Raw genomic sequence first — 24353 nt, forward strand, 5'->3', positions numbered from 1 at the left:
GCTTTCTCCGTCAACAACCTGGAAGAACGATCTTCCTTCCGTCATAGCATAGCAGAGGGGCGCCGCCCTGTCATCAGCGCAAACGCCACGTTTTTCGTAGCAAAAGGGTCGCCTCGAAGGGCGGCTCGCGCGACTTTTGATGTACGATATTCGGCCTATTACAGTTAGGCGTAAGTGATCCGCTGGTTCGTAGTGGCGACTTCAGTCGCTCTGTGGCCGCAGAAACGGCTAAAGCCATCTAGTGACCGGAAAATAGACATGGTTGATCCGGGGGACCAGAGTGAGTTGGATGACCGGGAAATAGGCGTTGTGGGTCCAGGGGACGAGAGTCAGGTTCAGGTTCGTGGCTGGGTCGCCCAGCAGGGTGAAGGTGTCCACCAGGTCAAGCGCGCCGGACCCGCTCGCCACCAAATTCAGCTTGCCAGCGAGTGTTCCCGCGCCGATGGTCCCTTCATGGCGTTGAAAGGTTGAGGCCAGGAAACCTTGTGCTAATGGCTGGTGGCCGGTGGCGACGCCCAAACCGGTCGCCCCCCAGACAGCAACCGCGCCGCCCGCCGCCGCGCGCAGCAGGGTTTCATCCAGCGTCGTGCCGCTTGGCTCGTGAAACAGTCCGGTGAAACAGGTCATTTCCAGGACGACGGGCAATTGGCTGGCGTTGTGCAGCGCGGCGACATCGTCGCGGTGAAAAAGGCGCTCGGCGGCCCACTGGCGCACCGACGAGTGGCCGCTGTACAAGATCAGCCCCGCGCCCGCGTTCCAACGCGTGAGGATGGCCTGACGCGTGTCGGTAACGGTCGTGGTTGGCGGCGCATAGTAAATCGGGCGGGGGGTGAATGGCGCTTGAATGAAGGCCGCGGCCAACCGATCGGCATCGGCGGCAAAGTCCCCGGCGTCGTCCGCGTCGTCAGCGACGAAGACGACGTTGCTGTTCCATGCGCCGGGGAATGGAGAGGTTTCGTAACGCACGATCTTGTCCACGACGATGTGTGTCTCCGCAATCGTGTTGACCGGCAGACGGCCCACGAGCAGATCAGGCAGAATGTCGCCGCCGCCTTGCGCGCCGCCATCGAGCAGTGCATACCGATTGTCGGCCGCGGTCTCGCCCATCCACGGATCCACGTCGGCCAGGTAAGGCGGCAGGAACGACTCTTTTGAATCGGTGCGGTAAAGTTTGGGGTCGTACGATCCGTCGCCCACCAGCAAAACGTACGCCGGCCGCGGATTCCACGTCATGTAGGCGTTTTGCAGGTAGGCGTGAATCGCCTGAGGCGTGGGGCGGCCGTCGAACGCGTCGTAAATCGCCTGCAGGTTTTCGACGGCCACTAGCAAACCCTGGCTCTGCCGCAGCGCGATCAAATCGGTCAATGCCGGTATGAAGGGGGAGGGGGAAAGGATCAGGGTGTCGGCCCCGCTCAGCGGCTGCAATTCTGTGGCGAGGCGCATGTCTGCGGGCGGTTGAATCACGACGGCCGAGGTCAGCAGGTAGCGATGGGCGCCGCCGCTGACGGGATCGGTCACTGTGATGCGAGCAGGGACGATCCCGACGAGGCTGATAGGATTGTTCGGGACCGTCACATCGTAGCCGCGCAGGCCGACGGTCGAGGTCAGGCCCAGGCTGTACGTGTGCGGCTCGCCATCCCCCGTGAAGAGAACCGATGATCCGGCGGGGACATTGCCCCGTGCGTAGCGCAGCGCAAACCCATCGAGCCACATTCCTTCGACGACGCTGCCCACCCCGGGCAGATGCAGGCTGAGGACATTGTTGGCCGCGACCAGCACGCCCGGCGCCACAGGAAGAGTGGCCGTGATGGCTTGCCGACCATCCCATTCGATGCGGCCCAAGCCGAACCCGTTGAGAGAAACATCGACGCGGTGATCGGGTGCGAGGTTGGGGAGGTCGGTGTAACTAATGAGCCAGAGTGTGACGGTCGCGGGCTGAGTTGCATCCAGGGCGGGGAACGCGCCGAAGGAATAGGCGGGGTGTGCGCGATCCGGCTGGCGCACATCGTCCCAGGTCCAGCGATCGCCGTCGCGCCCCGGCGGCAGGCGCCCGCAATAACAGGTCGGAGTATAGAGGGCGTTGATTTCGACCGTCCCCGTGAGCCAGGCGGTTCCGGCGGGTTGAGGCGCGGGATTGGCCGGGCGGCTCGTCATGCGCAGGCCAGGTTGATCGCCGACGGTGAGGTAGTACACATCGGTGTTCGTCCACCGGCTGAAGCGGGGGTCAGCATAGAACAGCAGGCGTTCACCCGCTTGGAACGAGGGGGCAGCCGAATTCCCATTGCCGTCCCATTGCATCGCGATTTCGGTCCCGGCGCGGGTGAGGTGTAGAAACTGCGGGTCAAGGCCGGCGAGGGGAAAACCGATCGCGGCCAGGCTGGCGTAGGAAATGGCGACGAGTCCGGGCTGTGCCACGGTAAGGGTGGCACGTGGCGACCCGGTTTGCCGTGGGGTCAGGGCAGGGGCGGAAGGTAATGGGGAAGGCTGGACTTGCTCTGGATTGATCACCAGGCGTTTCAAGACCGTCAGGAGCGGATCCACCGGCGCGGGGCCGGAAGGGTGCGGCCACGACGTCTCGCCGGCATTGAATCTCAGCACAACGTGAATGTGCGTGGTGACGCGCAGTTGGTTAGCCATGGGGCGCACCGGAAGGAACGAGAGCCGGGCGAGAGACACGCCGCGCAACGTTCCAAGCAGGGTCAGCGTCACAGGCGGATCAAATTTCTCCGGGCATCCTATCGCTGCGAGACAAGGGGTATCTGTGCTTGCGGCAAAAGCACCGCCGATGACATGGCCTTCCGCATCGCGTTGAACGCCTGCCGGACGCGGCGCAAGCGCCAAGGGGCCGGGCAGAAGCAGATCGGTTGCTTCTACCCGGCCGATTTCTAACGTGGGGTGCGCGCCCGGCGGCAGGGCCACCAGTGCAGACGTCAACGGCAACAGCGGCACGCCGGGCGTATCGGTTTGGGCATAACCGGGGATGTTGACGGCCACGGTCCCGTCGGCGCGGCGGCTGAGGTCAGGCAGCGCCGCGCGCCATTCCAGGCTCAGTCCGTCCGCCAGGGCGCCCACCACGGGGGAGGCGTGCGGGGGATGGAGAGAAGGCGGCAAGGCGCTTGCCAAGCCATCCGCCCCTCCAGACGCCAGTACGAAAACCAGCAGGGTGACGACCCACCGGCGGATGCGGAACATGCCTGGTGCGATCCTATCGCCGCGTGGGGCGGTGCGCTCGATTGTTCAAGCCAAATGCCACGACGCCGAGGCTGCCGACGGCCAAAGCCATCAACACCAGGATCCAGGGAGAAGCTCCGCCCTGGGGAGCAGCCGCGCCGGTGATCGGCAAACCAACGAATACCGTCGGCGTGGCCGTTGGCGCAGTGATGGGCGTGCCCGTCGGCGCTGGGGTGATTGGCGTGTTCGTCGGCGCTGGGGTGATCGGCGTATTCGTCGGCGTCGGTGTGTTCGTCGGCGTCGGCGTGTTTGTTGGCGCCAGTGTCGGCGTGTTTGTTGGCGCCAGAGTTGGCGTGTTCGTCGGCGCCAGAGTTGGCGTGTTCGTCGGCGCCAGCGTTGGCGTGTTCGTCGGCGCCAGCGTTGGCGTGTTCGTCGGCGTGATCGGCGTGTTCGTTGGCGTAAAGGTTTCGGTCAGGCCGACAGGCGCCATCGAGGTGTCGGCTATGGCGAGCGGCAGGGTGCCGAAGACCAGCGAAACTGTTGTCAGGCCAACGAACAGGCTAATGAAAAGGTAGATAAACGTATGGCGGTTCATGGAATCCTCCTTCAGGCGAAACATGGCTGGCTAACGTTTCCCCATCCATGGTAGATAGATCTGGGTCTGGAACTGCACGGCGATGGCGACGGATGGATTGTAGACCGTCTGGATGCCCTGGGTATCAATGTCGGCCAGCCAGTACCACCATGTGCCTTGAACCGGAGGCATGTCGAGATAACGATAGGTCGCGCCGGAACCAGTACCGCCCTGGATGGCCGACGGCTCGAAGTGGATCAACTGGGCCAGCGAGAAGTCGTCTACTGGCGCGCGGTACAGGTTGAAGCCATAGTTGTCAATTTCTTCTGCTGTCGCCCAATTCAGCAAAACAGTCTGTCCATTCCAGCTTGCCATGAAATAGAGCAGTTCCACCGCCGTCGGTGGCGGTGTGTTGGTCGGGGTTGGGGTGCTCGTAGAAGTTGCCGTCGCTGTTGGCGTAGGCGTGGGCGTGCGGGTCGCCGTTGCGGTGGGCGTGCGGGTCGCCGTTGCGGTGGGCGTGCGGGTCGCCGTTGCGGTGGGCGTGCGGGTCGCCGTTGCGGTGGGCGTGCGGGTCTCCGTCGCGGTCGCCGTGGGCGTATCCGTAGAAGTCGCCGTGGGCGTACCCGTAGATGTCGCGGTTGCGGTTGGGGCGACGGGGCAACTCAGGTAGACGTTGTTGGTATCCAACGTCACGGCGCCATTTTGCGCCAGGGCTCGACCGTTCAAGTTTGCGCCGCTCGTCAGCGTGATGGACGCGAAGGCGAGGATATTTCCTCTGAACTCAGAGGCCGTACCAAGCGTGGCGGAACTGCCGACCCTCCACCACACGTTACATGGGTCGCCGCCGGTAACAGATGAACCGGACGATGTAATAAGCGTTGAATCAGATTTGAAAATCCAGACGCCAGATGACCCCGTGAGGGTTAGATTTCCAGTCAGCGCGAAGGAGCCGATGGCGCAGTAGACACCCGGTACGAGAGGAGAGAGTGGCGTTAGGTCCTGCCCGTCCGGGTAGGTGAAATCGCAAGGCTGGTCGAGAAAGCCGAATGCAGCGCTGTTGTCAATCTGAGCCGCAGCCGCGTGCCCATCAGCGGCGTGGAGCACGCCGGGAGGGCCGACGATTCCCGGAGGGAAGCCAGTGACTGCGGAGCCTGGATAGACACCCAGGTCTCCGGTCACAGTGGTCGGGCCAGTACTGGTTACTGTCGAGTAACCCAGAACTGAGTAACTTTCCGCCTCAACGAGTATCGGAGAGGTACCCGACGGCGCGAAGCCAGCCATCTGAGACAAGGGGCTGCCCGTTGCCGTCAGAAGCGCTATCCCCATGAACAGGACCGCTGCCAAACGAATGGGCTTAAGCATGATTGATACCTCCTCGGTAAAACGAACGATTATTCGTCATCATTTCTTCCATACATAGCATAGCACCAGGGCGCCGTCTTGTCATCAGCGCAAACGCCAGGTTTTTTACAGCAAACGTGTTACGCTTTGGGGTAGGCCCTACTGCTTTTGTCGTATGCTGTTTGGTGAACCGTTGCGCCGCAGAATAGGGTCGTGGCTCGTGTCAGCGGTCTGTACAGCAGCAGCTTCCGCCAGCATGGCCGTCACTTCGCTGCCATTCACCGTTTCGTGCTCGCACAAGCGCTCTGCCAGCCGGTCGAGGGTCGCCCGGCGCCCACGCAACAAGGCCGAAAGCCTGCCACCCGGTCAATTGACCGGGTGGCAGGTTTTCGGGTGGCCCAGCAAGATCGGGACGCTATCAACTGCGCCAGACCTTGTGATATTTCTCCCTAGATCACCTTTAGCAGTGTCAGGATGACCAGAATCACGGCGATGACGAGCAGCGTATGGATGAGGTTGCCCGTCCGGGGGATGCTGGAGCTGAGGCTTGGCCCGAAAAATCCAAGCAGCCATAGCACAATCAGAATCACGATAATGGTTGTAAGCATGGGAATTCTCCTTTGTCAGTGTCTATCTGTTGTAGGTCGGTTTTGCAACGCACGATTTTATCTACAACGATTTGCGTCTCCGTGAATGAACAGACTAATGAACTAGCGTTTCCCCATCCATGGCAGATAGATCTGGGTCTGGAACTGCACGGCGATGGCGACAGATGGATTGTAGACCGTCTGGATGCCCTGGGTATCAATGTCGGCCAGCCAGTACCACCATGTGCCTTGAACCGGAGGCATGTCGAGATAACGATAGGTCGCGCCGGAACCAGTGCCGCCCTGGATGGCCGACGGCTCGAAGTGGATCAATTGGGCCAGCGAGAAGTCGTCTACCCGCGCGCGGTACAGGTTGAAGCCATAGTTGTCAATTTCCTCTGCTGTCGCCCAATTCAGCAAAACAGTCTGTCCATTCCAGGTTACCATGAAGTAGAGCAGTTCGACCGCTGTCGGCGGCGGCGTGTTGGTCGGGGTGGGGTGCTCGTAGAAGTTGCCGTCGCAGTTGTCGTGGGCGTGGGCGTGCGGGTCGCCGTCGCGGTCGCGGTGGGCGTGCCCGTGGGCGTGCCCGTGGGCGTGCCCGTCTGGGCCGATGTCGCTGTGGGCGTGACCGTGGGCGTACGGGTCGCCGTCGCTGTGGGCGTGGGCGTGAGCGTGCGGGTCGCCGTCGCCGTCGCTGTGGGCGTGACCGTGGGCGTGCCCGTTTGGGCCGATGTCGCCGTGGGCGTGCCCGTCTGGGCCGATGTCGCTGTGGGCGTGACCGTGACCGTGCGGGTCGCCGTCGCGGTCGCCGTCGGCGTCTCCGTAGAAGTCGCCGTGGGCGTACCCGTAGAAGTCGCCGTGGGCGTACCCGTAGAAGTCGCCGTGGGCGTACCCGTAGATGTCGCCGTGGGCGTACCCGTAGATGTCGCCGTGGGCGTACCCGTAGATGTCGCCGTCTCGGTCGGGGCGACGGGGCAACTCAGGTAGGCGTTGTTGGTATCCAACGTCACGGCGCCATTTTGCGCCAGGGCTCGACCGTTCAAGTTTGCGCCGCTCGTCAGCGTGATGGACGCGAACGCGAGGATATTTCCTCTGAACTCAGTGGCCGTACCGAGAGTGGCGGAACTGCCGACCCTCCACCACACGTTACACGGGTCGCCGCCGATAACAGATGAACCGGACGCTGTCGTGAGCGTTGAATCAGATTTGAAAATCCAGACGCCAGATGACCCTGTAAGGGTTAGATTTCCAATCAGTACGAAGGAGCCGAGAGCGCAGTAGACTCCCGGCGCGAGAGGCGAGAGACCGGCCAGGTTCTGCCCGCTCGAGTAGGTGAAATCGCAAGGCTGGTCGAGGGTGCTGAATGCAGCGCTGTTATCAATCTGAGCCGCAGCCGCGTGCCCATCAGCGGCATGGATCAGGCCGGGAGGGCCAACGGTTCCCGGAGGGAAGCCAGTGACTGCGGAGCCTGGATAGACACCCAGGTCTCCGACCACAGCGGTCGGGCCAGTATTGGTTACTGTCGAGTAACCCAGAACCGAGTAACTTTCCGCCGCAACGAGTATCGGGGAGGTACCAGACGGACGCGAAGCCGTGGCCTTCTGAGACAAGGGACTGCCCGTTGCCGTCAGAAGCGCGATCCCCATGAACAGGACCGCTGCCAAACGAATGGGCTTAAGCACGATTGATACCTCCTCGATGATCATGAAACAAACAGCCGTTTTCTGGCTGGCTTATTTGAGCGCGACTTCAGTGCTATCTTTTCCGGCTGAGCGTGTCCACATGCCGAAGCCAAGTACCGAGGCTCCCAACGCCAGCAAAAGCAGCGCCAGAGATTGTCCCCAAACATTCTGCAGGATGTTCACGCCCGTGGGCGGCAAGTCGAGGGGCGCCTTCGTTGAATCCAGATGCGCGATCGTGGTCTGCTCGTTCGTGCCGCTGGCCGGCTTGAAGACCATGCCGTCCAAGGGGATAAAGGTGACGTTCTGGCTCGACGTATTCTGAACCACGAGGTCGGCTGTCCCACTGTAGGGCAACAGTTCTGGGTGAGCAGCATCGCTGACCGCCTTGAGGTTTTCGATCGTGACCTTGAGGCTGCCCTGGGAGACCGCTAGTTCCAGGGTGTTGGTAGGCACTGGCGAAACGCTGAGCTTGAGCGAGTCGCTATAGATCTGTTCAGCCAAGACGTGGCCGGCGCCGGCGACATCGTGGAAAGCCCCATCAGTGGCTCGCCAGATGGCTAATTGAGTCTGATAGGAATCCGATTCGGTCGCCCCACGTGCGAGCGCGGCTTGCAGCGCCAGCAGCGCGGCGTCCGATGGGCGAGTGATCGTGCCATCAATGGCGGCGGGGAAGGGTTTGTCGAAGTCAAGACACCACAATCGGATGGGAATGCGTACCGTTGCATCCGGTGCGAGGGTGATGCTCACCTCCGTGGCGGCGGCTGTGTTGTTGTCCGCGCTGAATCCAACCAGCGCGACCAAGACCATGACACACAAAATCAAACTACGCTTCATTTTCTCTACTCCTAATCCATGTTGATGGATCGGTGAGCCGTCGGCTCACCGATCCCCTGATAGTCCGGCTTCAGACTGTGCTAACGCGCCTTTTCCCCGGCGAGTATCGCCTGACCGCGCTGCTCCAGTTCTACAGCCTGCTTGCGCACGTCGTGCGTGATCTGGCGGGCGGCGCCGCGGGCCTGGTCCACCGCGTCCTCCACGGTATCGGCCGCCTGCTCGCGCAGCTCATTGCTTTGCTTCTGCAGCTTAGCCCGTGTCCTCTTCCCCGATTGCGGCGCCAGCAACAGCATGGCCGTCGCGCCCGCCAGGCCACCGATCAGTGATCCAGCCAGCATACCGCTCCAAAAGCCCACCGGCTCCTGGACGTTGTTCTCATGTTCGACATTTTGGTTATGGTTTTCCATTGTGCTTCTCCTGTGTGATCATTCGTCATCATCTCTTCCATACATAGCATAGCACTAGCGCGCCGTCTTGTCATCAGCGCAAACGCCAGGTTTTTTGTAGCAAAAAGGCCGTTCTTTTGAGCGGCCCTATGCCTTTTGTTGTATGATGTTCGTTGTATCTCCTGCCTCACAAGGCATACCCACCGATGATCCCCCCCAGCAGACCCCAGGCGCTGCCCAGGATGGCTCCCGCCAGCACGTCCCGTGGGTAGTGCGCCCCCACGTACATGCGCGTGATGCCCACCAGCAACGCGCTCGCGTAGAGCAGGCACACCGCCCAAACGCCCGCGTGGAGGTACCCGGCCACGAGCGTCGCTATGAAAAAGGCCTGGCTGGTATGCCCGCTCGGAAAGGAACGGCCACCGGCCCGCTGGCCGACAATACGCGCCTGGGACAGCCGGATGAAAGGTCGTCTCCGGCGCACCAGCAGTTTCACCAGTTCGACCACCAACCACAACGTCAACGTGCCCAAGATAAGCTCGTAAGCCAGCAGACGATCCCCGGCAAAGTACAGGACCAAGGCAAGCGCCGTGGCGACCATGCCGTTGCCGATCTGGGTGAAGCTCCACATCAACGTATCGAGCCAGGGCGGGTGGCGCCCACGCACATTGAAGAACAGGAAAGTCCAGGCGTCCATACGCTGGCCGGTGGACCACAGCAGCGAGAGTGTCAGCAAGCTAAAGCCCACGGTCATACTTGCCAGGATGGGCTGGGCCTGCAGGCGGTGCCAAAAAAACATCCGCACGTAGGGAGGTAGCCATGCCAGGAACAGCAACAGGCCGGCCGTGAGGGCGACCAGCCAGGCAAGCGGGCGATTGAGACCCACCCAAAGGGTCAGACGCCGCCAGGCGCCAGGGTTCTGATCTCCAGGTAAGCGCATGTCATCCAGCGGCTGCATGCGTCTGTGCCTCACTCTCGCTGGGGCCGGGCGCCGGCTGGCCGACCATCACAGCCAGAACGCGTCGCCGCACTTCGATCCGCACCCGCCCTTCTCCTAGCGCGTTCCCATCCGCCATGATCGGCATGGCAGGCTGGGTGTCAATATCCACCCGGCGCACGTGGTAGTGCTCGATGCGTGGGTCTTCCGGCTTACCGGCGCCCACCCCCTGGAAAGCATAGCTCAGCAGGTCCAGCTTGGATAGGTCGGCAAAGAAGAGCACATCCAACAAGCCGTCATTGAACGAGGCTGCAGAGCCAACCTGATAATGGAGGCCGATAAAAGGCATGTTGGAGACCAGGACCACGTGGCCCAGATTGCGGACTTCTTGCTTGTTGTCCAGCACCAGGCGTATCTCGGCTGGCGGGGAACTGACCAGTGTGGTCAGGAAATCGCGGGCCCGCGCCAGATTGCCGTGTTGGACATCGTCGGCCGAGGGGAAGAGCGTCGAAACCAGCCCCACCGAACAAACTTCCAGGAAAGGCGTGTTCATGTTGCCGCACGCGGCCATGCCAACGTCCACTTTGATGCGGCGGCCCGTGCGCAGGATGGCGATGGCGGCCGGTAGATCGGTCGGGATGCCCAGGCTGAGGGCTGTGTTGTTTTGCGTGCCGCTGGGGATGATCCCCAGGGCGCCGCGTGTACCGGCCAGGGTTCTGGCCGCGGCGGAAATGGTGCCATCACCGCCGCAGACCACGAAGAGGCGGATCCCCCGACCGAGGGCATCCTGAATCGCTCCTGGCAGGTCGCAGCCGGCTTCGACCAGGAAGGTATCCGGCACGAGCTTCCAGGTCTGCATCTCGTGGATTACATCCACGAGCTCGATAGGCGATCCTCGGGTTGCCCCCGCACTGGGATTGAAGATCAGCATGACCCTCATGCGGCGTTTACCCGTGGAGCGAGGTCTCTGGTCATGAACTTCTTTCATGTTGTTGCTGCCTCCGCTGGTAATAGGAGACGCTCAAGTAAGCGCCAAAGAGAAAGATAACGCCGCTCAGGTAGGCCCACGTCAGGATCGCGACAATGGCTGCCACCGAACCATAAACCAGGTTCGAAACGGAGATGTAGGTGGAAACAAAGAACAAGAAGGTTTTCTTGGCCAGTTCCCAGAGCAGGCCGGCCCCGATCGCGCCGGGTAAAATCTCGCGCCAGGTCGAAGCTGCATGCGGGAGCATGATGTAGAGCACCATGAATAAGGCCACATCGAGCGAGATAGCCAATACCAAACTGATACTGCCACCGATCGGAATGATGGAGTCAGGCAACCAGGCGCGGAAGTTGGCAAGCAGGCTGCTGGCAAACGAAGCCAGGAAGAGAGCCGGGCCAACGAAGGCGAGGACAAACAGGATGGCCAGACCGCGCCGCTTCCAAATAGGCCGACTTTGTTTATTGCCCCAAATTCCATTCAAGGTTTGGGTAAGCGTGTAAAAAACGGTCGAGGCAGACCAGATCAAGCCAACGAGCGCGACGCTGGTCACTGGCCCGCGCGCCCGAACGATCTCGTCAATATTGGGGCCTACCAACTGGCCGAGGGCAGGTGTAATGAACTCGAGTTTTTGTACGACGAGATGCTGGTCCATCAACGGGCCCAGGGTGAAGCTGGCAATAGAAATGCTCAGGAGGGTGAGGGGAAACAGGGAGAAAAGGGCAAAGTAGGCAATCGCCGCGGCCGTAACCGCCGAGTCAGGCTTCAAGGCTTCCCCGGCTGCGCCCGCCAACATCCCTAACCAGCCGTTCGTCCGCTGATCAAACTGGTGCGCGCGGCGGATGACCCGCTGCCAAAGCAGTGTGAATTCTCTGGGCATTTTGAGTGCGGCCATTTTACGCTCCCTGTTCGGGCTGAGGCGCAACGGGTAATAACAGCTTGGACGGTTCAGCCGGCAGAGCCGCTTGCAGAATCGGTTCGGCTTTCACCATCAGTTGGGTAAGCCGCTCCATGCTGCTGGTCACCAAGGGCAGAGACGGCCCTTCCATGGCCCTTATCGTAGCCCACAGGCGTTCTTGCCGCTCTTTGAGGTCTGAAACCTGGGCCGCCGCCCCAGAAACCGCGCGGCGGCTGACCAGGCGGCTCCACAAGATTTGGCAGACCACGGATAATGGGGGCGCGACGATGATGCCGACAAGGCCGAAAGCGTCTGCCAGGGCAATGAGCAGAACAACGGTTAAAATGGGATTATCCCATCGGTGGTTGAAAAGCCGCGGCTTGACCCATGCGCCCAGGGCAGTCAAGACGACGAGCGCATAGAGAGCCGTAAACAGACTGAGCTGCACACTGGTCAACAGCCCGACCAAAAGTACCGTGATGACCGCCAGGGTTACTCCAACCACGGGTATCAGGCAGACCAGAGCGCCAGCCAGCGCCAAGAGCACTGGGTATGGGGATCCGAGCAGCCAGAAACCAAAGGCTAACAGCAGTCCCGCCAGGAGACTCTGGACGACCTCGCCGCGCAGGTAAGCGCCGATGTCAGGCTCGATGGTCCGCCAAACACCACGCGCCTCTTTGCGCTGGCCAGACGGCAGCAACGAGAGCCAGAGTCGTTCAAAATGAATCTGATTGATCATCCAATAGATGCTCAAGAACAGAATGACGAGTACGCCGCTTACGATGCCGCCAATGCCCTGCGTGAAGCCAAACAGGGCCGGCAGCACGAGCTGCCCCTGGCTGCCGGTCACCGCTTCGAAGAGCGTACTTGGCGGTGGCAACTGCCCCGCCAGCGCCAGTTGGAACGAGCTGCCCTCCAGCCAGACCGGCAGCTTCCACTCATCCTGCACCGACACCGTACGAGCCAACAGTTGAATCTCATTGATCGCGGCCTCACCGGTCAGGAAGAGCAAGAAGCCGAAACTGCCCAGGGCCACCAGGACCAGTAGAATCCAGGCCACGCGCACCACAAAGCCTCGTCCGACCAGGCGCTGAACCAATGGGCGCGCCGCGGCCGCAAGCGTTAGCGAGATCAACACGTAAACGACGACAATACGGAACTGCCACAGCACCACCAGCGCCAGCAGGGTCGTCATAACGGCCGCGCCGAATCCTACCACTTGTTTCGTCATGATGCACCTGAAGGTCGGACCTGCGCCAGCAGCGCGTCAAGGTCGGTCGTAATGGTCTCGATCTCATCCATCACCTGGTCAATCTGCTTGACCCTGAGGTCCGAGCCTCTTTTCTTGAGCCGCGCCTGCTTGCGCAGGTCTTGGGCCAGGTCTTGCGCTTCATAGCGCAGCCGGCTGGCATAATCGCGGCCAGGAGAGACCTCCGGCTCCATCGCTGCTGAATGGAAGACGAAACGCTCGAGTAAGAGCTGCAGAATGGCGGCCATGGGAATCGCCATGAGCGCGCCGGCAATGCCGAGTAGCGAGCTAAAGGCAAAGAACGCCAGCAAGGAGACGAATGGATTAACTCCCACTGCCCTGCGCATGACGCGCGGCACCAGCACGCTGTTTTCAAGCTGCTGAATAATCATCGTGGCGACGATCACCCAGATCAACTTGGAAGGCGAGATGGATAGGGCAATGACGGCCGCAGGAATGGCGCCAAGCAGCGGCCCAACCATCGGTACGGCCTCCAGCACGCCCGCCGCCAGCGCCAGCACCAGGGCATTGGGCAAGCCGATGAGCAGATAGGCAACCAGCGCCATGATGCCAATGACCAGGCAAAGGACGCCTTGTCCGGCCATGAAGAAACCAACCTTAGTTTCCATGGCCGAGATCAGTTCGCTAGTGCTCTTGCGTTGGCCCTTTGGAACCAGCAGCAACAAGGACTGAATGGTTCGCGGCCCATCGAGCGTCCAGTGAAAGGCCAACAGCAGAATGACGATGGCGGTAAAAATGGCTTTGGCCGCCGATGCCACATAACCGAACGCTTGCCCTGCCGAAGCCAGCATTTGCTGTCCCGTTTGTTGTGTCGGCGCCAGGCTTGGTAGGGTCGCCGGCAGGAACTCACTGAGGCGCACGATCAATTGATTCGGATAATGAACCATCCACTCACGCAGGCTTTGGTAGTAACCCGGCACCGCGGCGGCAATCGTTGTCCCTTGCTCGACAATCACCGGGAATAACAGCAGCATGAAGCTGATGACCAAGGCGAGCAGCAGCAGGTAGACAAGAATGACCCCCACCATCCGGGGGAGTCCCCGCCGGTGCAACCAGGTTACAAGCGGCCTGATTACCGTGCCTATCACGATGGCGACAAACAAGATAAAAATGACCTGGTTGAACCGATAGAGAAGCCAGAAGCCAAGCGCGACAAAAACGAGAACAAGAGTCGCCCACATGACGCGGCGAAATGTCCATTGATACGGTTGTGAAGACGGATAGAGTGCCATGCTTTCCCTACCTTTTGTGAATGTCTGAGATACGCCTGGACTTATCAGGCAATTGCATTTTTCGACCGAAACAAGAGTGTCAACGCACGGCGTGCGACAAATCCGCCGATGTGCGCCATGTAAGCCACGCCGCCCGTATCTGCCGTATTAGAAATAGAACCGATGCCGCTAAAAAACTGCAGCACGATCCACAGCCCAATGACGATCAGCGCGGGCATTGGCATCACGCGATTGCCCATCAACACCCTCACTTTTCCCTGCGGGAAGAGGATGAGATAAGCGCCGAGCACGCCCGCAATCGCTCCCGAGGCGCCCAAATTCGGCACGTTTGATCCGGCGCTAAACGCCAATTGGGCAAACGTTGCCGCAAGCCCACAGAGCAGGTAGAAAATGATGAACTTGAGGTGCCCGAAGCGGTCTTCGACATTATCGCCGAAGATCCACAAGTAAAGCATGTTGCCTGCCAGGTGAACCCACCCGGCGTGCATGAACATGGCCGTGAAGAAGGTCAGGAGACCGGCGCCGGGATCGGCAAGGAAGCGAGCCGGTACGAAAGCCCACTTCTCGATAAAGGGATCGCCCCCGCTCAGCTCCACGAAGAAGAACAGGACGTTCAGGGCGATCAAAACGTAAGTGACCACCGGAAAAGTCCTGCGAGCGCTATTATCATCACCGATCGGGAACATAAGATTTTCCTCCGTTTACTCTACTTGGACAAAGGACATAAGGAACAACCCTCAGAATTGAGCGGCAGCCCAGCGCACCGCTTCCGCCATCGTCGGATACGGCAGCATCGCCTCAGCGAGCATCTTAACCGTCAGGCCGAAGCGCATCGCGTAGACTACGGGCGCAATCAGATCGCCCGCGTTCGCGCCGAGAATATGCCCGCCGAGCAGCTTGCCATCCGCATCCGCCAGGAGTTTCACGCTGCCGAAGGTCTGATTGTTGGCGATCGCGCGATCGAGTTTGTTGAATTGCACGCGCCCCACGCGGTATTCGATCTTGGCCTCTACCAAGTCTGCCTCCGAGGCGCCGACCCGGGCGAGTTCGGGATCGGTGAATGTCACCCAGGGGATGACGCGATCGTCGAACGCTTGCGGCTCCTGGGCAAACACGTTGTGCGCGACCAGTTCGCCTTGATCGGACGCGACATGGGTGAATTGATAACGGCTGGTAATATCACCGGCGGCCCAGATGTGCGGTACATTCGTGCGCAAGGTCGCGTCGGTCGGAATGCCCCCTGCGGTAGTTTGGACACCGGCCGCCGCAAGATTGAGCGCGTCCAAAGCGGGTTGCCGCCCCACCGCCACCAATAGCTGATCGGCCATCAGATCCTCTTCTTTGCCCCCTTCACCGTGGATGTGGATACATTTGCCGTGCTCGCCGATTTCGCCGCAGCGCATCTCGGCGCCAAATTCCAGCCGGATACCCTCGGCGGTAAGCTGCGCACAAAGCGCCATCGCCAACTCGGGATCTTCGCGTGGCAAGGGTTGCTTTTCACGCTCGATCACCACCACCTGCACGCCGAAGCGGCTGAACATCTGCGCGAACTCCAGGCCGATGGGGCCACCGCCGATCACTACCAGGCGCTTCGGCAGTTCGGGCAATGACACGGCTTCCACGTTGGTCATGTAGCCGGCCTCTGCCAGCCCCTCGATATCCGGAACAAAGGCGGTTGTGCCTGTCGCGATGACGAAGCGCTCCCCGCGTACGATCTCGCCGTTTACGCGGATTTCATGCGGTGACGTGAACATCGCTTCGCCCATGAACAGGTCAACGCCTTGCGCCGTGATGCCCGCGCGGGCCTGTTCGGGTGTGCCGCCGCGAATGGTTTCCTGCACCTGCCGCACATGCGCCTGTACCGCTGCCCAATCGGCTTCGGCTTTCGGGATGCGTAAACCCAGCACGGCGGCGTGCCGTGCGTGGTACAGCGTGTGCGCAGTGTGCAACAGCGTTTTGGTTGGATCGCAGCCATAATTCAGACACGTGCCGCCAAGCTTATCGCGTTCGATCAACGCGACGCGCTTGCCCAACCCTGCTGCGGTCGTGGCCGCAGTGCTGCCCGCGCCGCCTGAGCCGATGACGATCAAGTCATATGCGTTTTTAGGCATGGATTTCTCTATTCCGGCGCTGAAGTGTTCGCTCGTCCTTCCCCGCCCGGGGGGGGGGGCGGGGGGGGGGTTGGGGGGGGGGGTTGGGGGTTTTTTGGGGGGGGGGGCCCGGGGGGGGGGGGGGCGCCCAAACTATCCTCCCAGCGTGACATCCTGCGACTCATACCACCGCAATGCATCGAAGAAGTGCTCCGGTTTGAAGTCCGGCCAGAGGTCATCTATGATGTAGAAATCCGCGTATACCGCCTGCACGGGCAACAGACCGCTCAACCGCCTGCGGCCTCCCCAGCGCACCACAAGGTCAATTCTTGATACTTCCGCCGAACCGATGCATTCCGTAAATGACTTTCGCTTGCCGCCGGTGGCGCCGCTCATTTTTGTCGCAGCCTCGCTCAGATCCCAGCGCCAATCGTAGTTCACCAGGAAATTGACCTTTAGCGTGCCGTCGCCGAGTCCCTGCCGGGTCCTGTAGGGCTTCAGCTCGGGAGGGAAGAGCGGCGAGTCATCATTTCCCACTACCAGTAGCGAAGCGTCCAGCTTAGAAAGCCCGGCTACAGCATCCACGCACGCCTGCCGAAACGCAGCCGTCTGTTCGGGAGGCCGCTTTGTGTTGTCGCTTGTGAATCCGTAGACGGTCAACTCCTCGATTCCGAGGGCTCGGCAAATGTCATAGAGCTGGAACCCTGGCGCCAGACCGGAGGCGTAACCCTCTTCTTTGCGCAACCCTCTGTTTTGTGCCCATCTGCGGTTGCCATCGGGTATGAACGCCACATGTCTCGGAATACGTCTGAATGTCGGCAAATCCACGAGCGCTACCTCCCTTTCACAGCCAACTCTGCACCCCCAACAAGGGGCCCACACTTCATCATCAACGTCTTGATGAACCGACTTTCCTGAAATCAATAAAGCCGCGCTCAACGTCCACATCAACCAATTGCACGCGAATCCGGTCGCCGACATCCACGCCCTCGAACCCGCTCATCACCTTTCCTTCGACAGGGACGGTGAGCAGCCTGACCCAGGTGCCCTTGTCGGAAGCGCCTGTGGCAATCGCATTGAACTGTTCGCCGATCCTCGATTCGAGGAGGAGCGCCGCGGCGGATTTGCCGACCTGCCGTTCGACCTTGTTAGCGGCGTCCTCTTCTGCGGTGAAATGTTTGGCCAGGACGTCCAGTTCAGCATAGCTATAGGGCGCCGCTCGGCCCGCGATGGCGGCCTTCAACAGGCGCTGCGTGATCAGATCGGGATAGCGGCGATTCGGGGCGGTGGAATGGGCGTAGTCCTTAACCGCGAGACCAAAGTGCCCTGGGGCCGTGTCGCCGGGTCGTTCGGCGACATATTCGCCCGCGCCCAGCAGTTTGATCACCGCGAGGGAGAGGTCAGGGAAGCCTTGTGGATCGGCAGCTCGCTCCGTGACGAGGAATTTATCCAGCGCTGCCGAATCCGGGGTGTCGGGCAGCTTGGCTCCTTGTTCGCGGGCCAGCTCGACAATCCGATCCCAACGTTTGGGCGTGCGCACCACGCGGCGGATCGAAGGGAATTTCTTGGCCGCGAGATAGCGGGCGGTCACGCCGTTGGCTGCGATCATGAAATCCTCGATGAGCTCCTTGGCGCGGTTCTTCTCGTCTACTTCAAGGTCACGGATACGGTCGCCATCGAAGACCGGTTTCGCCTCGATGGTTTCCAGGCTCAGCGCCCCATGGACATGCCGCAGATTCTTCAGGCTCTGGGCGATCCGATCCTGCACGCGCAAGTTCTCCGCCAGGCCCTTGACGGCCGCAATCCCATCGGGGAGAGCGCCGTTCCCCTCCAGCCAGGCCGCCACGCTGTGGTAGGCCAGCTTCGCGTGATTGCGGACGCGCGCCCGATAGATATCCGATCCCAGCAGAGCGCCGTCCGCGCCGACCACCATCTCCACGACCACGGCCAGGCGCTCCTCAGCGAAATTCAGGGAGGTGAGGTCGGTAGAAAGCGCCTCAGGCAGCATCGGGAAAATCTCGGCCGCCGTATAAACCGAGGTCGTGTTGTGCGCGCGTGTTCGTCAATGGCCGAACCGTCCTTCACCAGCGCGTCCACGTCAGCCACGGCCACACGAATCTTGACGTTGCCTCCGGGGAGAGTCTCAGCGACAGTGAGCTGATCCAGGTCGCGCGAGTCGTCGTTGTCAATGGAGGCCCACAGGAGATCGGTCAGGTCACGAATTGACTCAGCGTTCGTTGCCCCTGCGGCCGCTTGAATCTTGTCCAGTTCGGCCAGCGCCGCGGCCGAAAAGTCGGGAAGTAACCCGCGTTCGATCATTGCCCTGTGGGCAATACTCTGCAGAAGAGTACGGTGCTGTTGGTCATTGCTGTGCATCGAATCAATCTCCTATCACTAATGCAGTCCTTCATTCCTTCATTCCTTCATTCATTCATTCCTTCATTCCTTCATTCCTTCATTCCTTCATTCCTTCATCCCTTCATTCATTGCGAGAAGATCAGCACACTGTAGGGGCCAACCGAAAGCGCCGCGTGGCAGGGAAAACCGTCGTACTCGCCCGGTTCGGCAACCACATCGGCGCTTGAATGATCTCCGAAGGCTTCGCTGTAGCCTCGCCAGTCGCTGTTGAAACGCAGCTTCCAGATCCCTGCGGCCGGGAAGCCGATGACGTAGCCATCCTGTGGCTCGCGGAAAAAGTTGGCGACGATCACGACGTCATCCGCCGGGCCGCCCTTATCCCAACGGTGGAAGGCGATGACTTTGCGTTCGTCGTGCAAGTGAAAGACCCGGATAGACTGCCCGCAAAGGCCGCGCGTGAAACCGTCGCGGTTGAGTCGCAGCCCGATCAGGTCGCGATAGAGCCGAACGATGCCGCGGAACTCGTCGCTCTGGTCCCAGTCAAGCGGAACCGTGTCGCGGAACCACCCGCCTTCGAGGAATTCCTGACCCTGAAAGAGCATGGGAATGCCGGGGGCCGTAAAGACCAGCGCGGCGGCCAGCGTCGAACGTTTCTGCGCGTACCAGCCTTCGGGGTCGTCCGGATTGATCTCTTGCGGCACGCGCGCCTGGCCGCTTGCCACCTCGTCGTGCGATTCGCTGTAGATGACCCTGTCAGATGCGTCATCGTTGTAGCGATAACAGATCGCATCGCGAATAGCGGCCAGCGAGCGTTGCTCATCCTGGGGGGTGATCACCGCCTGGCGGATGGGGTGGACGAAGTTGGCATCCCATTGCGAGCCGAACCCGGCGCCGCCGGCATCAACGTCCTTGGTGAGCCATTTGTTATTCTGCAAGTCCTCGGCGATGGTGATCCGGCCGGGGTATTTCTGCTCGACCAGGGTGTTGATCGCCTGGAGCAGACTCCAGCCATCGGGCAGATCCGCACTGCCGGGGCCATGCGGGGTGCGAATGTAGACCGTGCCATCGAAACGGAGGCCGTCCACGTGGTATTCGTCGAGCCACATGCTGGCGTTATCGAGGATAAATTGGCGCACCTCGCCGCGTCCGTAATCGGGCCGGGTATCGCCCCAGGGTGTGCGCGCCCGGTCATCGTTGTAAAAGTAGATGCCGCCGCGACCATTCTCGGACCAGCCGTCGAACTGCCAAAGGTCGAGGTCGCTTGGGCCAAAGTGGTTGTAAACGACGTCGAGGATCACCGCAATGCCGTTCTCGTGGGCGCGCTTGATGAACCGCTTGAACCCCAGGGGGCCGCCGTAATCGGTCTCCACCGAAAAGATGTGCGAAGGGTTGTAACCCCACGACCGTTCTCCTGCGAACTGGGCGATCGGCATGATCTGGATTGCGTTGACGCCGAGCTTTCTCAGATGCTCCAGCCGGGCCGACACCGTGGCAAACTTGCCGGGGACATTGTCGTCTACCTCGTTGAATGTGCCGACATGCAGCTCGTAGACGACGAGCTCGTTCCAGGGGGCGAGCTGAAAGTCGTCCCCCGCCCAGTCGAAGCTCGGGTCGTGGACGATGGCGTTGCCGACCGAATTGGTTACCTCGCGGGCATATGGGTCAATGCGCTTGAACTCGCCCTGCACGGTGGTCAGCAGGAACTTATACTGATCGCCGACATGCGCCCCGGCTACGTTGGCGTACCAGGAGCCGTTCTCCTCGGCCTGCATGGGGTGTTTGCCACCGTCCCATTCGTTGAATGATCCGATGACGGCGACCTGCTGCGCATAAGGGGCCCAGACGCGAAAGGCGACCCCCCCTGCGTGAGGGATCGCGCCCATGCCCTGGATCCTGGTTTCATCGCTCATGGTTGCTCCTGACGTGATGACTGTTCTGTCTGCTCGAAAGGACAGACAGGACAGTCACTTTTCATGTTTACCCTAATGCGCGGCGGCCCTGCAACAGATTCACCGCCATGACGACCAGGGCGACCACTAACAGAATGTGAATCAGCCCACCGCCGATGTTGGCTACCAGACCTAGTAGCCACAGAACCACGAGAATCACTACAATCGTCCATAACATTGGAACACCTCCTTTGTGAAAACTTCGATTTGCCATGCCGCAGACACCGTTTGGCGATGTCCCGCAGCCCGATTCGCGCTATAGTCCGCGCCCTGGCTAACGCCTGCGGCCGGATATCAAGCGCAGGAGCGCAATTAAGACCACTGCGCCGAGGAAGGTCAACAGGACGCTGGTGACAATGTACCTTGATGCATCATCCGTCGCATCCTGGACTCTGCTCTTCGTATCATGCGCCGCATCCTTGACGGCGATCTTGGCGTCGTGCGCCACATCCTGGGCGGCGATCTTGGCGTCGTGCGCCGCGTCCTGAACCGCGTACTTCACGTTGCGCGCCATGCCCGCATCCTGGACCTTGTCTTCGGCATCGTGCGCCGTGTCTGCATCCCGGACCTTGGCCTTGGCGTCGTGCGCCGCGTCCTTGACAGCGTTCTTCAGGTCGTGCGCAGTGTCCTTGACAGCGTTCTTCACGTCGTGTGCCGTGTCCTTGACGGCGTTCCTCACGTCGTGTGCCGTGTCCTTGAGCTTCTGTTCGGTGTTCGACATACGTTTTTCCTCCTATACCACGGGGTGCGCCTGTCTTAATGTTGACATAATGTCGCTAAAGGCATCCAAATCGCCGTAGCCGACGAATTGCAGGGCCTGTCCGTCCAGGACGATCAGGATGACGCGCGCTGGCTCGCCGCTGAAGGTGACGATGTCGGCGCGCACCGCGGGCACGCCATTAATGGCTGTTTGACGCAAGGCGGGGGGCGCGCCCTCGTGCGCCTGCATCAACTGTGCGGCCAAATGCGCCAGGATGGTCACGCCGGCGCGACCTTCTGCGGAAACGTCGGGTACGGGCACAATCTCGATTTTGCTCTGCGGTGCCTGCACCGTGCCCACCTCAGTCGTGGCCGGGTAGGAGTAGAGGGTCGTCAGCCAGCCTTCGTCCGCTTCCACCCGCCAGCCGGCCGGGTAATCGAGTTCATACCCGGCAATGCCATCGCGCAGCGTCAGCCGAGCCGACGCTGTGTTGATTTCCTGCGCCATGGCTGCACTCGACGTGGCGCTGCTTGCGCGCACGACGGTCTCTCGTACCACCACGCCGGCAAGCACAAGAATTGCGGCCACCAGCCACGGCCAATGGGTCGTTCTCGGCATGGACCGTGGCTTCGTAGATGACCACTCAGTTTTCACCATTTCCCCCAGGCGCCTTGACCTTTGCACATCCCTATGCTCCATAATTCGGCGTTCAACATTCCCTGTAGCAGTTCCGCCAGTTCAAGTCATTACGGCAGATCACGTATGCCCAAGGTGCGATGTCGGCCGCGGTCCCTTCCAAATCAGTACGATGGCGAGCAGCCCGAGCACCAACAAGGCTACCATCGCCGTCAGGGTCCAGGTGTCGGCCGGGACATCGGCAATGGCACGGGGCAACACGGCCGGCAGGACTGGTGCGACCAGCAGTGCAACCGGCGCCGGATTGAGCGCCAGGCGTGCTGGCTCGGTATTGATTTCACCCAAAGCCCAAGCGGCCTGGGCCTGCACCGCGGGATCCGGGTCCGAGAGCAGGCGGGCCAGATCGGCCACCGCGCTCGCAGGTTTCAGCCAACCGAGCATTTCTGCGGCATTCGTGCGCACCACGGCGCTCGAATCATTCAGGGCGGCCACCACTGCGGCCACGGCGGGTTGGCCGGCCCTCTCAAGGGCACCCATCGCCGCGTGACGCGCCGGCGTCATCGGTTGGTCGGCAAGCGGCGCCGTCAGGCCGGCCATCGCCGCAGGGGTCCCGATGGTTGCCAACGCCTCGGCCGCGTGCCGGCTGGCCCAGGGCCCATCGTGTCGCAGCATGGCGCTCAATGACGGGATCGCTTCTTCAGCATGCAGCCAGCCCAGGGCCGTGGCCGCGCGGGCGCGGATGATCTCGTCGGTATCAGACAGGGCAGGCATGAGCAAGGGCACGGCGCTTGCATCGCCTAACCGGCCGATGGCCTCAGCCACCTGATCGCCGGCAAGCAGGTCAGGATCGCGCAGGTCCAGCAGGAGGATAGGCAGCAGCGCGCGATCATGAGAGAAGCCTATGGCGCGAGCGGTCGCGGCACGCATGCCGGGGTCGGGGTCAGACAGCCCGGTCGCGAACGCGAGGCCTACGTCCAAACCAACCACCTGAGTTCCGTGAGGGGTTGGAATCAGGACGGCGAGCAGCGGGCCAACGAGCGGGGTCATTTGCGCGATGGATTGGTCAAGATGTTGTGCCGGCGTCATTTCAAACCAATGGCGGCCGTCGTCAACACTGATGAACGCAAGCTGAATGCTGTGCAGCCCTTGGGGAGTAGCCATGCTGAACGTTGCGGTCGCATAGACGACCTGCTCATCACCAGGGCTTACCGCGAGGGCGTTGATCGCGAGCGAGCCTGCCCCCACCTGAGACAGCCTGCCGCCGGCCGCCTGCCAGGTCTCGCCGCCATTGAGGCTGGTATAGAGACCCTGGGTATCGGTCCCCAGGAAGAGCAGGCCCGATGGGTCGGAATGGCCGGTCATCGCCAGAGCCAGCGGCCGGCCGGGCAGCGAGGCCACGCTTGCCCAGTTGACGCCACCGGTCTCGCTGTGCCAGAGGTTGGCGCCGGTGCGGGCGAACACCACGGTGTCGTTCATAGGGTTGGACACCAACTGCAACACACGCTCAGGGACCATGCCCGCGTCCGCCCAGGTGCGGCCGCCATCGGTACTGCGCTGCACCTGCGTGGTGCCATCTGTCTGGCTGGTGTAACGATACGTGGCCTGTGGCGCATCGAGCGCGGGTGTGCCCGCCTGTTGCGGAACCGTCGCATCACGATGCGAAGCGGCCGCGATTGGCGCCATGCTGCCGATGAGGGCGCAAAGCGCCAGGCAGAACATCACCCGCATGGGTGTTATCTGCCGCGAATCGGCGTGTATCCCAACTATCTTGTGAACCTGCGAAGCATTTTGTACGATCATGATTGCCCTCTCCCGGGGCGTCCTTCACTAGGCACGACCCGTGTACATTCCTATTGATAAATCACATATAGGACGGCCCCTGAGTAGACAGGCAGCGGCATCGGGCCGACGAGGCAGTAGGGCGGGGTTGCTACCACCTCGTCGGGCGTCATAACATAGGCGGGGAGCTACATGGGCGGGGAGCTATTTAGCGGCCGATTCTGCGCTTGCTGCGATTTGCCGCGGCCTTGACATCGCTTTTGGCGTCGTGAGCAACGTCCTCAACCTTGTGCTTGGCGTCGTGAGCAACGTCCTCAACCTTGTGCTTGGCGTCGCGAGCGACATCCTCAACCTTGCTCTTTGTGTCGCGTGCGGCGTCCTTGAGCTTGTTCTTCACATCGTGAGCGGCATCCTTGACATCGTTCTTCACGTCGTGTGCCGCGTCTTTGACGGTGTTCTTCGCGTCTTGAACGGCATCCTTTGCCTTCTGTGTGTTTTTGGACATAGTTCCCTCCAGATTGACGAAATGGTGAACTGCAGAATGCAGATTCAACGGCTAATTTTGACTAACGCCTGCGGCCGGACACCATCCGCAGAATGGCGATCAGGATCACCGCGCCGACAAAGGCGACGAGAATACTGGTGACGTTGATGCCGTTCACGGCATCCGGCATGTTCAGCAGGTTGGCGGCCAGGAAACCGCCGATCAAGGCGCCTACCACACCCAGAATGATGTCACCGATGACGCCGTAACTCCCACCGCGCATCACCTGGCTGGCCAACCAACCAGCGATTAACCCAACGACGATCCATGCAAGAATACCCATAATCCTACCCTTCCCTTCCTACCCTTCCTTTTGCCGAGAGAAGACTAGCTCCGCCAACAACCTGGCAGATCACTTTTCTTTCTGGTCGTAGTCTATCGGAAGCGGTCAGCCCTGTCG

General features: G+C 61.1%; 24 protein-coding genes. All 24 read right to left on the reverse strand.

Annotated features, from left to right (window positions below):
* Positions 1 to 228: 228 nt before the first annotated feature.
* Positions 229 to 3192 (reverse strand): C25 family cysteine peptidase, encoded by a 2964-nt coding sequence (locus tag IPF85_RS00580; RefSeq protein WP_343406116.1) that lies wholly within the window; start codon positions 3190 to 3192, stop codon positions 229 to 231.
* Positions 3193 to 3205: 13 nt separating this feature from the next.
* Complete coding sequence (locus IPF85_RS00585) at positions 3206 to 3766, reverse strand: hypothetical protein (protein WP_343406117.1); 561 nt, start codon at positions 3764 to 3766, stop codon at positions 3206 to 3208.
* A gap of 30 nt (positions 3767 to 3796) precedes the next feature.
* On the reverse strand, positions 3797 to 5107 hold the full coding sequence (locus IPF85_RS00590) for an ice-binding family protein (RefSeq protein WP_343406118.1): 1311 nt from the start codon (positions 5105 to 5107) through the stop codon (positions 3797 to 3799).
* A gap of 428 nt (positions 5108 to 5535) precedes the next feature.
* On the reverse strand, positions 5536 to 5694 hold the full coding sequence (locus tag IPF85_RS00595; RefSeq protein WP_343390029.1) for a lmo0937 family membrane protein: 159 nt from the start codon (positions 5692 to 5694) through the stop codon (positions 5536 to 5538).
* A 102-nt stretch (positions 5695 to 5796) separates the two neighbouring features.
* The gene (locus IPF85_RS00600; protein WP_343406119.1) at positions 5797 to 6651 is read right to left on the reverse strand and encodes a hypothetical protein; all 855 of its coding nucleotides are present in this window, start codon (positions 6649 to 6651) and stop codon (positions 5797 to 5799) included.
* Positions 6652 to 7406: 755 nt separating this feature from the next.
* Complete coding sequence (locus IPF85_RS00605) at positions 7407 to 8156, reverse strand: hypothetical protein (RefSeq protein ID WP_343406120.1); 750 nt, start codon at positions 8154 to 8156, stop codon at positions 7407 to 7409.
* A 113-nt stretch (positions 8157 to 8269) separates the two neighbouring features.
* Positions 8270 to 8596 (reverse strand): YtxH domain-containing protein, encoded by a 327-nt coding sequence (locus tag IPF85_RS00610; protein ID WP_343390032.1) that lies wholly within the window; start codon positions 8594 to 8596, stop codon positions 8270 to 8272.
* A 166-nt stretch (positions 8597 to 8762) separates the two neighbouring features.
* Positions 8763 to 9533 carry a phosphatase PAP2 family protein gene (locus tag IPF85_RS00615; RefSeq protein ID WP_343406121.1) on the reverse strand — a complete coding sequence of 257 codons (771 nt, stop codon included), beginning with the start codon at positions 9531 to 9533 and terminating at the stop codon, positions 8763 to 8765.
* Positions 9517 to 10443: a diacylglycerol kinase family protein gene (locus tag IPF85_RS00620; protein WP_343406122.1), complete on the reverse strand. Its 927-nt coding sequence runs from the start codon at positions 10441 to 10443 to the stop codon at positions 9517 to 9519. The genes IPF85_RS00615 and IPF85_RS00620 overlap by 17 nt, the downstream gene beginning before the upstream one ends.
* A 40-nt stretch (positions 10444 to 10483) precedes the next feature.
* Positions 10484 to 11392: a YihY/virulence factor BrkB family protein gene (locus IPF85_RS00625; RefSeq protein WP_343406123.1), complete on the reverse strand. Its 909-nt coding sequence runs from the start codon at positions 11390 to 11392 to the stop codon at positions 10484 to 10486.
* Position 11393: 1 nt separating this feature from the next.
* Complete coding sequence (locus IPF85_RS00630) at positions 11394 to 12626, reverse strand: AI-2E family transporter (RefSeq protein WP_343406124.1); 1233 nt, start codon at positions 12624 to 12626, stop codon at positions 11394 to 11396.
* Positions 12623 to 13897, reverse strand: a complete 1275-nt coding sequence (locus IPF85_RS00635; protein WP_343406125.1) for an AI-2E family transporter — start codon at positions 13895 to 13897, stop codon at positions 12623 to 12625. The genes IPF85_RS00630 and IPF85_RS00635 overlap by 4 nt, the downstream gene beginning before the upstream one ends.
* A 44-nt stretch (positions 13898 to 13941) precedes the next feature.
* Entirely contained in the window at positions 13942 to 14583 is a 642-nt protein-coding gene (locus IPF85_RS00640; RefSeq protein WP_343406126.1) for a rhomboid family intramembrane serine protease, read from the reverse strand.
* A 51-nt stretch (positions 14584 to 14634) separates the two neighbouring features.
* Positions 14635 to 16008, reverse strand: coding sequence for an FAD-dependent oxidoreductase (locus IPF85_RS00645; RefSeq protein ID WP_343406127.1), 1374 nt, complete (start codon positions 16006 to 16008; stop codon positions 14635 to 14637).
* A gap of 132 nt (positions 16009 to 16140) precedes the next feature.
* On the reverse strand, positions 16141 to 16815 hold the full coding sequence (locus tag IPF85_RS00650; protein WP_343406128.1) for an undecaprenyl diphosphate synthase family protein: 675 nt from the start codon (positions 16813 to 16815) through the stop codon (positions 16141 to 16143).
* A 61-nt stretch (positions 16816 to 16876) separates the two neighbouring features.
* Complete coding sequence (locus IPF85_RS00655; protein ID WP_343406129.1) at positions 16877 to 17995, reverse strand: RNB domain-containing ribonuclease; 1119 nt, start codon at positions 17993 to 17995, stop codon at positions 16877 to 16879.
* A complete protein-coding gene (locus tag IPF85_RS00660; protein WP_343406130.1) occupies positions 17956 to 18363 on the reverse strand; it encodes an RNB domain-containing ribonuclease in 408 nt (135 codons plus the stop codon). Before IPF85_RS00660 ends, IPF85_RS00655 begins: the two co-directional genes overlap by 40 nt.
* Positions 18364 to 18470: 107 nt before the next feature.
* Positions 18471 to 20255: an alpha-amylase family glycosyl hydrolase gene (locus IPF85_RS00665; protein WP_343406131.1), complete on the reverse strand. Its 1785-nt coding sequence runs from the start codon at positions 20253 to 20255 to the stop codon at positions 18471 to 18473.
* A gap of 67 nt (positions 20256 to 20322) precedes the next feature.
* Entirely contained in the window at positions 20323 to 20472 is a 150-nt protein-coding gene (locus IPF85_RS00670) for a lmo0937 family membrane protein (RefSeq protein WP_343406132.1), read from the reverse strand.
* Between the two features lie 96 nt (positions 20473 to 20568).
* Positions 20569 to 21015, reverse strand: a complete 447-nt coding sequence (locus IPF85_RS00675) for a hypothetical protein (RefSeq protein ID WP_343406133.1) — start codon at positions 21013 to 21015, stop codon at positions 20569 to 20571.
* Between the two features lie 12 nt (positions 21016 to 21027).
* Positions 21028 to 21612 carry a hypothetical protein gene (locus IPF85_RS00680; RefSeq protein WP_343406134.1) on the reverse strand — a complete coding sequence of 195 codons (585 nt, stop codon included), beginning with the start codon at positions 21610 to 21612 and terminating at the stop codon, positions 21028 to 21030.
* A 138-nt stretch (positions 21613 to 21750) separates the two neighbouring features.
* Positions 21751 to 23430, reverse strand: a complete 1680-nt coding sequence (locus IPF85_RS00685) for a HEAT repeat domain-containing protein (RefSeq protein WP_343406135.1) — start codon at positions 23428 to 23430, stop codon at positions 21751 to 21753.
* A gap of 187 nt (positions 23431 to 23617) precedes the next feature.
* The gene (locus IPF85_RS00690; protein WP_343406136.1) at positions 23618 to 23914 is read right to left on the reverse strand and encodes a hypothetical protein; all 297 of its coding nucleotides are present in this window, start codon (positions 23912 to 23914) and stop codon (positions 23618 to 23620) included.
* Between the two features lie 61 nt (positions 23915 to 23975).
* Positions 23976 to 24236 carry a GlsB/YeaQ/YmgE family stress response membrane protein gene (locus IPF85_RS00695; RefSeq protein ID WP_343406137.1) on the reverse strand — a complete coding sequence of 87 codons (261 nt, stop codon included), beginning with the start codon at positions 24234 to 24236 and terminating at the stop codon, positions 23976 to 23978.
* Positions 24237 to 24353 lie beyond the last annotated feature (117 nt).

The sequence above is a fragment of the Candidatus Amarolinea dominans genome, from assembly GCF_016704685.1.
Classification (GTDB): domain Bacteria; phylum Chloroflexota; class Anaerolineae; order SSC4; family Amarolineaceae; genus Amarolinea; species Amarolinea dominans.

What these genes read in the sequence shown, in the direction of transcription:
- IPF85_RS00580 (WP_343406116.1), bottom strand. Translation starts at nt 3,192, where the DNA reads ATGTTCCGCATCCGCCGGTGGGTCGTCACCCTGCTGGTTTTCGTACTG.
- IPF85_RS00585 (WP_343406117.1), bottom strand. Translation starts at nt 3,766, where the DNA reads ATGAACCGCCATACGTTTATCTACCTTTTCATTAGCCTGTTCGTTGGC.
- IPF85_RS00590 (WP_343406118.1), bottom strand. Translation starts at nt 5,107, where the DNA reads ATGCTTAAGCCCATTCGTTTGGCAGCGGTCCTGTTCATGGGGATAGCG.
- IPF85_RS00595 (WP_343390029.1), bottom strand. Translation starts at nt 5,694, where the DNA reads ATGCTTACAACCATTATCGTGATTCTGATTGTGCTATGGCTGCTTGGA.
- IPF85_RS00610 (WP_343390032.1), bottom strand. Translation starts at nt 8,596, where the DNA reads ATGGAAAACCATAACCAAAATGTCGAACATGAGAACAACGTCCAGGAG.
- IPF85_RS00615 (WP_343406121.1), bottom strand. Translation starts at nt 9,533, where the DNA reads ATGCAGCCGCTGGATGACATGCGCTTACCTGGAGATCAGAACCCTGGC.
- IPF85_RS00620 (WP_343406122.1), bottom strand. Translation starts at nt 10,443, where the DNA reads ATGCTGATCTTCAATCCCAGTGCGGGGGCAACCCGAGGATCGCCTATC.
- IPF85_RS00625 (WP_343406123.1), bottom strand. Translation starts at nt 11,392, where the DNA reads ATGGCCGCACTCAAAATGCCCAGAGAATTCACACTGCTTTGGCAGCGG.
- IPF85_RS00630 (WP_343406124.1), bottom strand. Translation starts at nt 12,626, where the DNA reads ATGACGAAACAAGTGGTAGGATTCGGCGCGGCCGTTATGACGACCCTG.
- IPF85_RS00635 (WP_343406125.1), bottom strand. Translation starts at nt 13,897, where the DNA reads ATGGCACTCTATCCGTCTTCACAACCGTATCAATGGACATTTCGCCGC.
- IPF85_RS00640 (WP_343406126.1), bottom strand. Translation starts at nt 14,583, where the DNA reads ATGTTCCCGATCGGTGATGATAATAGCGCTCGCAGGACTTTTCCGGTG.
- IPF85_RS00645 (WP_343406127.1), bottom strand. Translation starts at nt 16,008, where the DNA reads ATGCCTAAAAACGCATATGACTTGATCGTCATCGGCTCAGGCGGCGCG.
- IPF85_RS00655 (WP_343406129.1), bottom strand. Translation starts at nt 17,995, where the DNA reads ATGCTGCCTGAGGCGCTTTCTACCGACCTCACCTCCCTGAATTTCGCT.
- IPF85_RS00660 (WP_343406130.1), bottom strand. Translation starts at nt 18,363, where the DNA reads ATGCACAGCAATGACCAACAGCACCGTACTCTTCTGCAGAGTATTGCC.
- IPF85_RS00665 (WP_343406131.1), bottom strand. Translation starts at nt 20,255, where the DNA reads ATGAGCGATGAAACCAGGATCCAGGGCATGGGCGCGATCCCTCACGCA.
- IPF85_RS00670 (WP_343406132.1), bottom strand. Translation starts at nt 20,472, where the DNA reads ATGTTATGGACGATTGTAGTGATTCTCGTGGTTCTGTGGCTACTAGGT.
- IPF85_RS00675 (WP_343406133.1), bottom strand. Translation starts at nt 21,015, where the DNA reads ATGTCGAACACCGAACAGAAGCTCAAGGACACGGCACACGACGTGAGG.
- IPF85_RS00680 (WP_343406134.1), bottom strand. Translation starts at nt 21,612, where the DNA reads ATGCCGAGAACGACCCATTGGCCGTGGCTGGTGGCCGCAATTCTTGTG.
- IPF85_RS00685 (WP_343406135.1), bottom strand. Translation starts at nt 23,430, where the DNA reads ATGATCGTACAAAATGCTTCGCAGGTTCACAAGATAGTTGGGATACAC.
- IPF85_RS00690 (WP_343406136.1), bottom strand. Translation starts at nt 23,914, where the DNA reads ATGTCCAAAAACACACAGAAGGCAAAGGATGCCGTTCAAGACGCGAAG.
- IPF85_RS00695 (WP_343406137.1), bottom strand. Translation starts at nt 24,236, where the DNA reads ATGGGTATTCTTGCATGGATCGTCGTTGGGTTAATCGCTGGTTGGTTG.